The sequence below is a fragment of the Macellibacteroides fermentans genome (assembly GCF_013409575.1).
GTDB classification, from domain to species: domain Bacteria; phylum Bacteroidota; class Bacteroidia; order Bacteroidales; family Tannerellaceae; genus Macellibacteroides; species Macellibacteroides fermentans.
The window spans coordinates 749,669-763,003 of sequence record NZ_JACCCY010000002.1 but is presented as its reverse complement, the minus strand read 5'-3'; the positions used below and the strand labels follow the sequence as shown (position 1 = coordinate 763,003).

Sequence of the window (13,335 nt, the reverse complement as noted above, 5' to 3'; positions counted from 1 at the left end):
TTATACCGCCACCCGGTTGTTTATTTAATCTTCAATAATTACTCTGAAACCTACGTTATGAACGCGTTGCCACGGATAATAGGCTTTACGTTCGTAAGAAGTTGAGAATTTGGGACGGTCGATGTATGAACCTCCTCTTACTACTTTGTATTCGGAAGAAACTTTTGATTTATCCTTGTAAGGATAGGGAACATAGGATGATCTGGTCCATTCCGCAATATTACCATGCATACTGAACAATCCAAAAGGATTGGCTTCGTAATTTTTGGAATCTGTCTGAATCATGTTTCCATCATCCACACTTTCCTCCTTAGGCAAGAAGCTATAGTACTTATACCAGGGATTCTCCTTGCTCATAGGCTGCGGATCAATTCCACTCACGGCCATTTTATTAAGCTGTGCATCGGCCATATTTTCTTTTTTACTGAAATCTGAATTCAGATTACCAAACCAGAAATCGCTTTCGCTTCCGGCACGACATGCCCATTCCCATTGAGCCTCTGTCGGCAGGGTGATGGCAAGACCGGTCTTTTCACTCAATTGCTTGCAATAAGACATCGCATCCTCGTAGCTTACCCTGATTACAGGTTGATAGGGCAAGTTTGCGTCATATCCGGGACGAGTATGGTCTTTCCAGAACTGATCCACATAACGGCTATCATGTTCCGGGAAAATTACGTTGTATTGCGCATTGGTAACTTCAACCTCAGCCATCCAGAACGATTTTCCGATATTCACTTTAGAAGCCGGGCGATGGTCTGCCGTACCTTTATTGCCTCCCATTACAAACTGACCCGCCGGAATACGGACAAAAGTCATTTTAATTCCCGGAGCCAATACAACCTCTTTCTTCAGTTGCTTTTCGTTGGCAAGCATCGCTTTGATCTGATCCATACCGAATGGCCAGCCTTTAACCTTAACCTCCTTTGTTTTAGCCGGAGCAACCTTCTCTGGCATTACAGGTTTGATTTCACCTTTACCTTTCAGGTATTCAGCATAAGAGGCGATTTCTGACTTCCAGTCTACACCGGCGTTATTGTATTTGTCGGCCAACTCAATTCTACGGGCAATCTGGTCGAATCCATTCTGACGGGTAGCGTCAAACGAACCTTTATCCGGAGCATTGTAATCGATCCAGTTATACAGTGATTTCCATTCCGCATCCGTAAGTTTAACGTTATAATGTCCTTTTTTCAGGATACGGATCAATTCGCTGGTATTGGCATGATATTCGTAAGGCTGTAAAACAATCATATCCGCCTCGGGACCCTGACGGTGAACGTAGGGATGTAAATTCAGATACGATGTACCGTAACCACGCTTATCTTTTTTACCACCGCGTAAATCGAATGCCTTTTTCTCACCATTATGACAGGCGATACAAGCTCTGTCTAACACAGGTTGTACTTCCAGATCAAATGTGAACGAACGTACTCCGCCTTCGGGCAACTTCAGCTTAGCCGGAGCTTTTGAAGAGGCCATCACCTTTTTAGGCATCGGGATCTTATTCTGATCTTCGTGACATCCTACACACGAAACAACTTCACCGGGCATTCCGGTAAACCAGCTGCGCATCCATTGAACGGCACGCCCTTCGGCATCCAGGGGTTGAATTGAAACAGGTGTATTTGCCGGAATTTTAAACATTACAGACCCATCTTCTTCTACAGGAACCGTACCCAACAAACGCTTAATATCCCATCCGCTCTGGATTCCCTGAGCTACGTGGTCTGATTGTGTTTGCAGGTAAGCATATTCGTATCCGTGAAGTCGCAAGGATTTAACCGTACCTCTGGGCACACCACGCAGTCCTTCGCCTTCATAGATATCCTGAATAAATACGGTAGATTCCTTTTCATTCAGTTTCACTCTATCTGGAATAGCAGGAGGCGTCACGGTTTCACGTACCAACATCGGACTAATAAATCCTTCACCTTCAAATTGTGCCAAACAGGTTACATTATCGAAAACGTCGACCAGGTAAATACCCCATAAAGCATTGGGATCCAACTTTGCAGCCACTAAATAATAAGAATCGTCCAAAGGCATCGGCTTAACAAACTGAGGCCATACGCCATTTACCAGTTCGTCTTTAATTTCAGGGATAATCTGACGGTTCCGGTAAGGTATCTCCTGCAGCATACCTTCTACACCTTTTCTTGCTTTCGAAGGATCAAACAAAATGATCCTGCCCGAGCGGGCTACTCCATGGTGACCGGAAATAATTCCTACAAAAGCGGATGAATGTCCGGGCAGGGGTTGAATATCGAATGTACTGTTCGGGAACATTGCTCCACTGCCAAACAAAGCCTTGTTTTCGGTACCATCCGGATTCATATGCATGATGATACGCGAGAAGTAGTGCGTAAGATCCGTATATTCCCATCGGGTATACATTACACGTCCGTTGTGCATGATTACTGGATTCCAGTTCGCATCCTGATCGAAGGTAAGTCTGCGCAATCCTTTATCCTTAGGTGTGTACAAAACCATATTACCTACCGGATCGGCACCGCTTACACATGGAACTCCCTGATAACCGATATTTGAATTAGCAATAATCCTACCGTCGGGAAGATAGGTTCCGTCGTAAAATTCCAGATCAGGTTCAACAGTCTCAACCAAAGGCTTACAACCGGTTCCATCCAGCTTTACTTCGAAAACATTCCATCTTTTATCGGGCATGATTGAAGTGAACATCACTCTTTTTCCATCCCAGTGTAATTTTAGGTCGGCGATGGAAGCCGTAGTAGTAGGCTTGTAGACTGTCTTAAGCTTCAGATCTCCTCTTAAATTGGTAATTTCGACAATTTCGGCATCAAAGCCCATTCTTCTGGTAGACTGCTGGTTACTCCAGTTATTAGCCTGCGTACCTAAGCCGGGAGCCATGGCTTTACGTGCACCTAATCCCAATTTGAAGCGGGTAGCAATTACTTTATCGGCATCCAGCAACGGATTGCCAAGCAGAATAGCTCTTTTTAGAGAAATTGCTTTTTCTGCTTCGTTCACAGCCAACTCATTGCCCATGTAAATTCCTCCGAATCCTTTTTTAGTCAAAGATTCAAGTTCATTCATCATTGGCTGATATTTAGCTGTATCGAAACCTTTTCTTTTCTTCATGTCATTGAAAGCCAGACGAACCGCTTCCATATTCAACCAGGATAACTCCGCCTGAATTTTAAGAATCTTATGCATTTGTTCATACAAAAGGAGATATTCCTTAATCTGAACATCCACGCTCTTACCTGATTCTATTTGCTTTGCCTTTTGCAGAAAATAAGCACTATTCTTCAGCTCGCCGGCCAATTTTAATACTACATCTTTCTCGAAAGAGGCATCGGTTGCCGAAAGCCAGTTTTCGGTTCCGTCCACGTAGGACGCAAAAGGTTGAAGATCGTTGGGAAAGCGAGACATCAATTGTCTGGCTTCTTCTTTTGGAAATACGTTGAGTACTCTAAAATAGACACTACCTACCGCAGATTGGTCGTCGATACCAACTTCGGCTTCAAAACGTACAAATTCTTTATTTAGGTCGAACACCATCACACCATTGGCATGACACAAAACCCCGTGTTCGTACTTTTCTCCTCCTATTGAAAGAGGAGCATTATAAAGGTTCTTGTTCTTAACAACCGGACCAGATCCTGATACGGCATACGAAGGATCCAGTTCGTCCAGCCACACCCGCGAACCGTCTTTCTTTACAAGACTAGCATTCGCCCATACTCCCCAATCCCAGTCGTTTCCGTCGGGACCGGCAGTGGTTACCAGAACCAGCTTGTCCTGACCGGCAAGAGAAGCCGTAATTGGTGCGGACTTCATATCTGCTTTCATCCAGACCGACTGAACAGGCATTTTTGCACTGTTCAGTTGCGATCGGATGGCTGCTTTTTGTTTTACTGCGGCGTCTATCCAGTTATCGGACTCCGTTTTTTTAGGAGCAGCCGATACTATAAATGATGCTGACAGAAAAAGTGTTATTAATTTATTAAAGTTAGCCATGCGTTTATTAATATGGTATTAGAATATCCGGATTATAATGAAGCCTTCGTGTTAGTAAAACGTAATCCGGCATTGTCGTGGTAAGAAGCCCATTCTGAAACTACAGCTCCGCCAGGTCCGGCAATAAGGAAATGGAACGTTTCAATTTTCTTCAGGTGAACAATTTCACCAGCTTGTTGAACTACGAAATTCTTGCTGGTAATAAATCCTTTCTGGCTTTCTGGCAAAGCAGGAGGATTGGGAGTTTCTTCACCTACTGCAGAGAAGTTATAGCACATACCTTTTTGTACCATCCATGACTCAAATTTAGCGGGGAATTTGGTTTTCATGTGTGCATGTTCCGGAATCATCTGACTTGGAAGCAGGTAAATCTCGTGAGCAAAATAGCCATGTTCCTGATCATTCACCCAGAATATACCTCCCATACCCACATTCTCGAAATCGCCCAAACCAAAGTCGGTCACCCACATATCTTTTTCCATCAGCGGGGTGAATGGAACTCCGTAAAACTCGAACATGTCTTTAAATGCCTTCATGGCAACTTCCTGATCAAACTTGCCGTCTTTATAGAAATCGGCGTTGGTGTACTTTTTTGTGTAAGTCATTTCTTTATTCTTATTACAAACTGAATCTTTACTACAACATGTAGTATCTCCGGCACAAGACGTGTTGTCTTCCGATGTTTTTCCTGTACAAGCAACCATGGAGCTGACTAAAAGTCCCACGGCAAGTGTTTTTAATTTAAATTCTGTTCTCATTTTCTTATAAATGTATTTGTAAATAATAAAATCAACACTTGGCAATTCCTTCTATTTCAATCAATAGCTCGTCGCGGCACACATCGGCCCACATATACGATACAGGAACTGATAACTTGTACGCATCCATCAACTGTTCTGCTTCTTGTACAAAAGATTTATCTTTTAGGTAAACACGCAACATAGACACGATCCCTTTATTTCCAATTAATTCGGCTATATTTTCCATGGTGATCTCCAGTTGCCGGGATAATCCGACCTCCTTCAGGCTCTCCTCTCCACGGATAGCTGCCGTGCCAGATATATAAATCAACCCTTTATCTTCAATCGAGAGCAGTTTTGCCCTTTCAAATTTTGGCGTTGCCTTTTGTTTGTGGCTTACAGCAAGCACCCGCTCCGAATATGCATGGGCAGCGACCTGCAATTTATTGTCTATGGGCAAGACCGAGCAATTTTCCTTTTTTAAGATTACTGCATCCAGATCTACGACAATCCCCCCCCAATCAGTACCTATCCCTGTTGCTGCCGGATAACCCTCTGGCCAGGTTGTCTTTTCGTAAAAAGCAGCTCTGGCATCGTTAAATGCCTGATAGTTCTGATAATCGTCTTTACTTTCGGTTATTCTTTCAATGTAATTCCACTGACGTACAATACTGTTTATCGGAAAACCTTCCTTTATAAGTAAACGATCTATCTGATGGAATACAGCTTCAGATTGTTCTTCAATACTCTCATTTAAAAAATCAGCCTGAAAACCACCTCCAAAAAGAAAACGTCCCTCCTCATTATCTACAATTACATAAGGCATTCCATCAACTGACCTATAATAAACAGCATCTTTAGCGTCGCTTTTATAACTATGAATCTCAAGCAGCAGCGCCCCACGCAAAGGAGGTTGAGCCACATAACTTAAAGACGGACAATGCTCGCCGAAATATGCTTTAACTTTTTCATAAATAATCTTTCTTCTCAGATCGTATATTTCGTTGGATTGTGGCATACCAATAAACACCAACCGGAGTATCTTCTCATCTGCAGGAAGTCCGGATAACAGGGTATCTACCATCTCTTCAAATCCGGCACATTCGGCAGAAAGTATTCTATATTGTATTTTATCGCAATAATTCATCATAACAGATTATAAGGAGTTTACATACTCCGTTAATGCTTCAATTTCCTTTTTTGATATTTTTTTATCAATACCATGTTTGTGAACCTCAAATACTTCTTGCATTGTTGCGGCTCTTCCATCAAACAAATAGGGGGCTGTACGCCATACTTCAATAAGTGTCGGGGTATCCCAGCCTTTTTCAAATTCTACATTTTCGCCAATGCGATGCATTTTCTGGTCTGTGAAGTATGGACCGCTATGACATTCTCCGCACTGAAGTTTCTCAAAGACTTTAAGTCCTTCTTTGGCTTTCTCACTTAATCCTCCATTGACAAGCAGGGGACTCGGAACCGGTCGGAGCGATTTCAGGTACGCATCCACACATTGTGCATTCTCTTCCTGAACATCGTAAAACTGAATAAACTTGAAACCAGCCCTTACAGCCCATTCGGCTGTTTCCCGAATACCTGAAATCATGCTTGGAGCCGTTACATGCGAATACAGCATACTTTTGCAATTCTTAGCATTTCCTACTCCATCATTCATAAGATCCCAATTCATCCCATCGGTTCTTGCATCTCCCGGATGACATCCGTTACAAGATTGCCAACCCTGGAAACATTGGGTTGCATCGTTAAAAAAACGTTCACCCGCATTCTCTTTTGACTCCACTCTGCCGGGATTCATATTTACGGAAGTCACCGACAAGGTATTAATATCAACTTTATTGAGAACATCGGCAAAATAGGTAGGAACAAGCAACTCATTTCCTCTTAAATAAAGAAGTCGGGGACCGTTTCCTTCCAGCTGCACACGTTTACGTATGCCATATAAAAAATGCAGGTCGTAACTCAGGTTTTCTTTTTGTGGATAACTTTCAAGCTTCTTTCGCAAAGCCGGATGGTCAATCACACTCACCTCATGTGTCCCTGAATGAATCACAAATAAATTTTTTTCCGTACATGCAAGATTCCAGATACCTCCGGCCCCTTTTTCGGGCTCGTCTACAACTACAGAACCTACATAAGAAAGTGCGGCTACATCGATTACACTGAAAGCACTCGTATTCATCCATCCCTGCTGAAGCTGCGATGTCGGAACAGTAAACCGTCCCAGGTTATGCGATACATACACATACTTTCCATCGGGAGTTATACATATGGAATGCAGGGCATTGCTTCCGCTTGCCAATTTTATATCTTTAATCTTAGTGAATTTCTTCATATCGATTACAGACACGCAAGCAGCTACTATATCTACGTCGGCACGTTGTTGGGGAAGGAAATTAGCAACGAACATATACCGGCCATCCTTGCTTATTACGGCCGATTTAGGTTCTCGCAACACATTGGCTGTGCGGACAACTTTTCTTGTAAGTAAGTCAATTTCAGAAACGATGTTAGAGAATTGATTGCATACATACAACTTCTTTTTATCAGCACTAAGTAAAGGATAACATGCACCTGAGCCTACAGGAACCGTTGCTTCGACTTTAGCTGATTCCAATGAAACAATCTGAAGCTTACCGGCCTTTTTAAATGTAGTTACATACGCTTTAGCATCATCAACAGTCAGCCCGGTCGGCTCATCATCTAAACTGATTGAACGTAATAAGCTGGAACCGTCCCGGGAAAACACATCCAATCTTTTAAGATTCTTCTGCGTAAAAAGCAATTCACCTTTATCCGTTTGAGCAATACCGGTTGAAAATAATGGAGGATTACCAGCCGCTGCCATCATTGAAACAAAGCAGGCCATTGTCAATCCTATAATCCTCTTGTATATGTGTGTGTATTTCATGTTTATCTGTTTTCTGTTAACAATCGGCTATAGCCAAGTTCGAACGAAATAAGTTGAGCAATTCTTTTTATATGGCCGGAAGAGGAACGTATAACGTCTTTCGTCAGTCTGTCTTTGGGGCCCGATATCCAGATGGCTCCGCAAGGATATCCGGTGTAGTTAAATATAGGAGCTCCAATACAAATTACGCCGGTCATTTCCTCTTCATTATCCATAGCAATACCTGTTTTGCGTACTGTATCAAGCTCTGCCAGGTATTCATCTTTCGATATTATAGTTCTGTTATTAAAACGTTCGAAAGCCATGTAAGTCAAATAACGGTCGCGCACTGTGTTAGGCAAATAAGCCATAATGGCTTTGCCCGGGGCGGAACAATGCAATTCGAACGGTTTACCAGGCGATAACATAAATCTGAATGTATGATGTCCCTGAGCCTGTTCGATAAAAATTCCCTTTTCGTTGCCTAAAACGCCGAAACAAGCTGTTTCACTTACCAAATCACGCAAATCCCTTAAGCGGGGCAAAACCGTTTCGAGCAGATTATGCTCATTCAACGCTCTAAAACCAAGTGTAAGCAATTTACGCGATAACTTATAGCGCTTCGTATCCTCGTTGTAGGTAAGATAATCCAGCCGCACAAGCGTATTTAATATACGATAAGCGGTAGTCTGCGAAATATCAAGTGTATCCTTAATAGCCTGCAGGGTATCTCCCTGAGAACGAAGCGAAAGATACTCCATAACCGCAATCCCCTTTTCGAGATTCGGCACCTTGTAATTTTCTTCTGCTTTTTCCATATTTGGATTGACACTTTCCATATTTGAAATAATGTTTCAGATTTGAATCAAATATAAACGTGTCTTTTAATAATTATATACGTTATTTGTAAAATTTCGTTAAGTATGTTATGTAACATAACATTAATAAGATAGAATCAAGTCAGACGCCCATTCATAAACTGTTGTAGAATAATCTGCGTATGCAAAGATATTAATTCAGGACGGAAAGAAAACACGCCGCAGCAATAAATAGTATGTTAATCACGAATCCGATTATTTTATGTAATTTTGCCCTACCTAAGCAGGTTCCCGAAACTTTACAAAATCAATATCAGTTGTTTTGTTTCGGCAAAAAAGATTAAGCATAATATAACTAGTATACAAGGTGATATATCCTCAAAATTTTGAGCAGAAAACAGGCTTCGACAAAGTTCGTCAGCTTATTAGTGACAAGTGTCTGAGCCCTCTTGGACAGGAAAGGGTTATTGATATGGGATTTGAATCCGAAATGGACACTGTAAGTAACCGTCTTGCCCAAACCGAAGAATTTGTGAGAATCTTACATGGTGATAAAGAATTTCCATCCAGTTATTTCTTTGATGTACGTTATTCACTCAAACGGATCCGACCGGAAGGAACCTATCTGGACGAAAAAGAGTTATACGACTTAAAGCGATCATTACAGACCATCAATGATATTGTCCGTTTTTTCCATCCTGGAAACAGCGAATCCGACGAGATCCTTTACCCCGCACTCACCCGGCTGGCTGGCGATGTGCTGGTGTTTCCTCAGTTAGTAGGAAAAATTGATAGTATCCTTGATAAATATGGCAGGGTGAAAGACAATGCATCTCCTGTTCTCATGCAGATCCGGAGAGAGATAACCGTCACAATGAGCGGTATTTCAAAAAGTCTGCAGTCCATTCTCCGCGCCGCACAATCAGAAGGGGTTGTTGACAAAGATGTAACTCCTACCATGCGAGACGGCCGATTGGTTATTCCCGTCGCTCCTGCCTTTAAAAGAAAGATCAGAGGTATTGTGCATGATGAGTCCGCAAGTGGCCGAACCGTATTTATTGAACCTGCCGAAGTGGTGGAAGCCAACAACCGCATCCGCGAGCTTGAAGGTGACGAGCGTCGTGAAATAATCCGTATACTGACTGAATTTACTAATCTGGTTAGACCCATGGTTCCGGATATTCTATATTCGTACGAATTTATGGCGGAAATCGATTTTATACGAGCCAAAGCCCTTTTTGCAGATCAGATAAAAGGTATCAGACCCATCGTTGAAGACAAACAACAAGTGGATTGGGCACGTGCCATTCACCCGTTGTTATATCTGTCTCTGCAAAAACAACACAAAGAGGTAATCCCTCTGGACATCGAATTAAATACAGATAAAAGAATACTCATCATATCCGGGCCCAATGCAGGAGGAAAATCTGTCTGTCTGAAAACAGTGGGACTTCTTCAATATATGTTGCAATGCGGATTACTTATTCCGATTCACGAAAGTTCGCGTACCGGAATATTTAAAAGCATATTCATCGATATCGGCGACGAGCAATCCATCGAGAACGATCTTAGTACCTACAGCTCGCACCTAACCAATATGAAACACTTCGTACGGAATTGCGATGAAAAGACTATCATTCTGATTGATGAGTTCGGAAGTGGAACCGAACCTCAGATCGGTGGAGCTATTGCAGAAGCATTGCTGGATCGTTTTAACCGCAACGGTAGTTACGGAGTTATCACCACCCACTATCAAAACTTGAAACACTTTGCCGAAGATACACCGGGAATCGTTAATGGAGCCATGCTGTACGACCGACATCTGATGCAGCCTCTTTTCAAACTTTCCATTGGCAATCCGGGAAGCTCCTTTGCCATTGAAATAGCCCGAAAGATAGGATTACCGGAAGATGTGATTGCCGAAGCCTCGTCCAAAGTTGGTTCGGAATACATTGATATGGACAAATATTTGCAGGATATTGTGCGAGACAAACGTTATTGGGAAGGAAAACGGCAGAACATCCGTCAGCAGGAAAAAAAACTGGAAGAAATTACAGCCCGTTACCAGCAGGATCTTGAAGAGGTAAATAAGCAGCGTAAAGAGATTATGCGGACAGCCAAAGCAGAGGCACAACGTATAATGGCCGAGGCTAATGCCAAAATTGAGAACACCATTCGGGAAATCAAAGAGGCACAGGCCGAAAAAGAACGTACCCGGATGGCACGTAAGGCCCTTGATGAGTTTAAAGAGTCCGTTTTATCGCAAGAAGATGCCAACGATAGCATAGCCATCAAAATGGCCAAGCTGAAAGAGCGTCAGGAAAAGAAAAAACAGAAGCAAACTGGTCAGCCGCTTGCCAAACCGCAATTTAACAGGGAAGTGATCGAAACCGGCGACAGTGTACGACTGAAAGGTCAGACTACACATGGAACCGTACTGGAGATTAACGGCAAACAGGCCTCTGTAGCCTTTGGAATGATTAAAAGTACCGTAAAGATTGAACTTCTTGAGAAGGTAAGCAAGAACCAGATAAAAAAAGAGATACAGAAAAGTACCTTCATAAGTACGCAGACTACCGATGACATGCATGAAAAGAAATTGAATTTCAGACAAGAGATTGATGTCAGAGGTATGCGCGGAGACGAGGCATTACAAAGCGTAATCTATTTTATAGACGACGCCATTCAGGTAGGTGCCGGCAGAGTAAGAATATTACATGGAACAGGGACCGGAGCCTTGCGACAAATTATCAGGGACTATCTTAAAACGGTTCCCGGTGTTCATCATTTTCAGGACGAGCATGTTCAGTTTGGAGGAGCGGGAATCACCGTAGTTGAATTGGATTAAATCAATCAAAGTATGAAAAACCGAGGCAGAGTACATAGCAAAAAGAAGGGAAGCAACCGCCGGTTGTCTGACAGTTATACGTATACAGGTGAGTTGGAGACAAAAACAGGAATCAGACTTGTTCAATACAATTCTGAAATGCTTGAAGTTAAGGACATCACCGACCTTACCCTGTTTGCTCCTTTGGTAAATAGCAAATACGTGAGTTGGATTCACGTTTCTGGTTTAACAGAGGCTTCACTTATCACCTCGATGGTAAAGGAATTTGGATTGCATAATCTCGATGCCAAAGATATTCTTACACCCGAACATATTGTAAAGGTAGAGGTGTTTGACAATCATATGCTAATTATATTGAATGATTGCTTTTACGATACAAACGGTGAGTTCCACAAAGAACATTTAAGCCTGATACTTACAAAGAACGCCGTAATCTCATTTACCGAAAGTAACAGTCCGCTTTTTGACGCTACATTAAGCGCACTTCAAAACAACTTGTTAGGCATATGCGACAGAAAAGCTGATACCTTGCTTGCCTTCCTGCTCAATCATGTAACGGTAAGTCTGGTTGATTCAGCTTCGCGTATCGAAGATATGCTGGAAGATCTGGAAGAACAATTACTGGACATCAAAAAGAACCAGTTAAACTTTGGAGAGATCATTCAGGGAAAAAGGCGGGAATATATGACAATAAAAAAGAGCGTCTTGCCCTTGAAAGAACAATTCGGGAAATTATTGATTATAAACAATCCGCTTATCAACAAAGACACGTTGCCATTATTCAGGGATGCAAACGATCAACTGCAATATGTTACACAAAGTATGGAGGGTTGCAGGGAAATCATATCCTCACTGGTCGATCTTTACATTTCCAACAACGACCTGCGTATGAATGCAATAATGAAGCGGCTCACCGTTGTTTCCACTATATTCATCCCCCTCACCTTTCTGGCAGGAATTTGGGGAATGAATTTTAAATGGATGCCAGAGCTGAACTGGCAATACGGTTATTTAATTGCCTGGGGTCTTATGCTTCTTTCGGGGATTCTGACCTGGCTTTACATGAAACGGAAGGATTGGTATTGAAATTCTTTGTATTATCTACAATATATTCCGGACGCGCCTTTATTTCGTCAAATAATATGCCGATATATTGGCCCAGCACTCCAACGGTAAGTAGTTGAACGCCTCCAAAAAACACCACGGCAGTCATTATGGATGTCCACCCCGTTTCGGCATTGCTATATCCTATTATTTTCCCTACGGTTACCCAGACAGCCAGGATTATACCAACTAAAACGGCGGCAAATCCAAGTCCCGTAGCCATTTTCAAAGGCTTCTTGGAAAAATAGAGCAGCGCATTAGAGGCAAATTTCAACATCTTGCTGAGAGGATATTTTGTTTCTCCGGCAATCCGGGCCTCCCGTTCATAAAAGAAAGGAATCTGTTTAAATCCAACCCAACTGATTAATCCGCGGATATATTTTCCATGTTCCTTCATCCGGTTGAATTCATTCATCACCTTACGGTCTATTAACCGGAAGTCGCCTGTATCCACAGGAAATGCAACCTCACTCATATGATTCATAAAACGGTAGAAAAGGCGGGAGGTGATTAATTTAAAATTACTTTCCCCTTCACGACTTTTACGAACACAAAAAACGACATTGGCCTCTTCCTTTTCCTGTAAGGCCAGGATATCCGGAATAAGCTCGGGAGGATCCTGCATATCTGCATCCAGAATAACAGCCAGATCAGCATCACAATGATGTATACCCGCAGTAACTGCAGGTTGGTGACCAAAATTACGTGAAAAGTGAATCACTTTCACATCCGGATCAGACACAGAAATAGCATCGAGAATGGATCGGGTGGCATCCCTGCTTCCATCATTCACATAAATGATTTCACTGGGACATGTAAGTTGCTTAAGCACCTCTTTGGTGCGCCTGTAAGATTCAGCCAGAACAGCCTCTTCATTGTAACAAGGAACAATAATCGAGAGTTTCTTCATTCGTG

The 13,335-nt window shown here is 42.4% G+C and carries 8 protein-coding genes; 2 read left to right on the top strand and 6 right to left on the bottom strand.

What is annotated here, in order from left to right; translation table 11 throughout:
• Positions 1–24 precede the first annotated feature (24 nt).
• From F5613_RS08130 to F5613_RS08110, 5 genes are read right to left on the bottom strand one after another with little or no spacing between them, the layout of a single operon-like run.
• Positions 25–4,002 (bottom strand): SUMF1/EgtB/PvdO family nonheme iron enzyme, encoded by a 3,978-nt coding sequence (locus F5613_RS08130; protein ID WP_179399374.1) that lies wholly within the window; start codon positions 4,000–4,002, stop codon positions 25–27.
• 32 nt (positions 4,003–4,034) lie between these two features.
• Positions 4,035–4,760 (bottom strand): cupin domain-containing protein, encoded by a 726-nt coding sequence (locus F5613_RS08125; RefSeq protein WP_079681976.1) that lies wholly within the window; start codon positions 4,758–4,760, stop codon positions 4,035–4,037.
• 31 nt (positions 4,761–4,791) lie between these two features.
• Entirely contained in the window at positions 4,792–5,889 is a 1,098-nt protein-coding gene (locus F5613_RS08120) for a RidA family protein (RefSeq protein WP_179399559.1), read from the bottom strand.
• Positions 5,890–5,898: 9 nt separating this feature from the next.
• Positions 5,899–7,629 (bottom strand): YVTN family beta-propeller repeat-containing protein, encoded by a 1,731-nt coding sequence (locus tag F5613_RS08115; RefSeq protein WP_394353458.1) that lies wholly within the window; start codon positions 7,627–7,629, stop codon positions 5,899–5,901.
• 44 nt (positions 7,630–7,673) lie between these two features.
• Complete coding sequence (locus F5613_RS08110; protein WP_179399372.1) at positions 7,674–8,489, bottom strand: IclR family transcriptional regulator; 816 nt, start codon at positions 8,487–8,489, stop codon at positions 7,674–7,676.
• Between the two features lie 346 nt (positions 8,490–8,835).
• Between F5613_RS08110 and F5613_RS08105 the strand changes: the two genes are divergently transcribed.
• Together F5613_RS08105 and corA are read left to right on the top strand one after the other, a co-directional pair.
• Positions 8,836–11,316 (top strand): endonuclease MutS2, encoded by a 2,481-nt coding sequence (locus F5613_RS08105; protein WP_179399371.1) that lies wholly within the window; start codon positions 8,836–8,838, stop codon positions 11,314–11,316.
• Positions 11,317–11,328: 12 nt separating this feature from the next.
• On the top strand, positions 11,329–12,402 hold the full coding sequence (gene corA / locus F5613_RS08100) for a magnesium/cobalt transporter CorA (protein WP_179399370.1): 1,074 nt from the start codon (positions 11,329–11,331) through the stop codon (positions 12,400–12,402).
• Here corA and F5613_RS08095 read toward each other — a convergent pair.
• Positions 12,344–13,330: a glycosyltransferase family 2 protein gene (locus tag F5613_RS08095; RefSeq protein ID WP_179399369.1), complete on the bottom strand. Its 987-nt coding sequence runs from the start codon at positions 13,328–13,330 to the stop codon at positions 12,344–12,346. The two genes, corA and F5613_RS08095, sit on opposite strands and share 59 nt — an antisense overlap.
• Positions 13,331–13,335 lie beyond the last annotated feature (5 nt).

Bases quoted from the DNA above. Each gene is read 5' to 3' on its own strand.
- F5613_RS08095 (WP_179399369.1), bottom strand. From the start codon at position 13,330: ATGAAGAAACTCTCGATTATTGTTCCTTGTTACAATGAAGAGGCTGTT.
- F5613_RS08120 (WP_179399559.1), bottom strand. From the start codon at position 5,889: ATGAATTATTGCGATAAAATACAATATAGAATACTTTCTGCCGAATGT.
- F5613_RS08115 (WP_394353458.1), bottom strand. From the start codon at position 7,629: ATGGCCTGCTTTGTTTCAATGATGGCAGCGGCTGGTAATCCTCCATTA.
- corA (WP_179399370.1), top strand. From the start codon at position 11,329: ATGAAAAACCGAGGCAGAGTACATAGCAAAAAGAAGGGAAGCAACCGC.
- F5613_RS08110 (WP_179399372.1), bottom strand. From the start codon at position 8,489: ATGGAAAGTGTCAATCCAAATATGGAAAAAGCAGAAGAAAATTACAAG.
- F5613_RS08125 (WP_079681976.1), bottom strand. From the start codon at position 4,760: ATGAGAACAGAATTTAAATTAAAAACACTTGCCGTGGGACTTTTAGTC.
- F5613_RS08130 (WP_179399374.1), bottom strand. From the start codon at position 4,002: ATGGCTAACTTTAATAAATTAATAACACTTTTTCTGTCAGCATCATTT.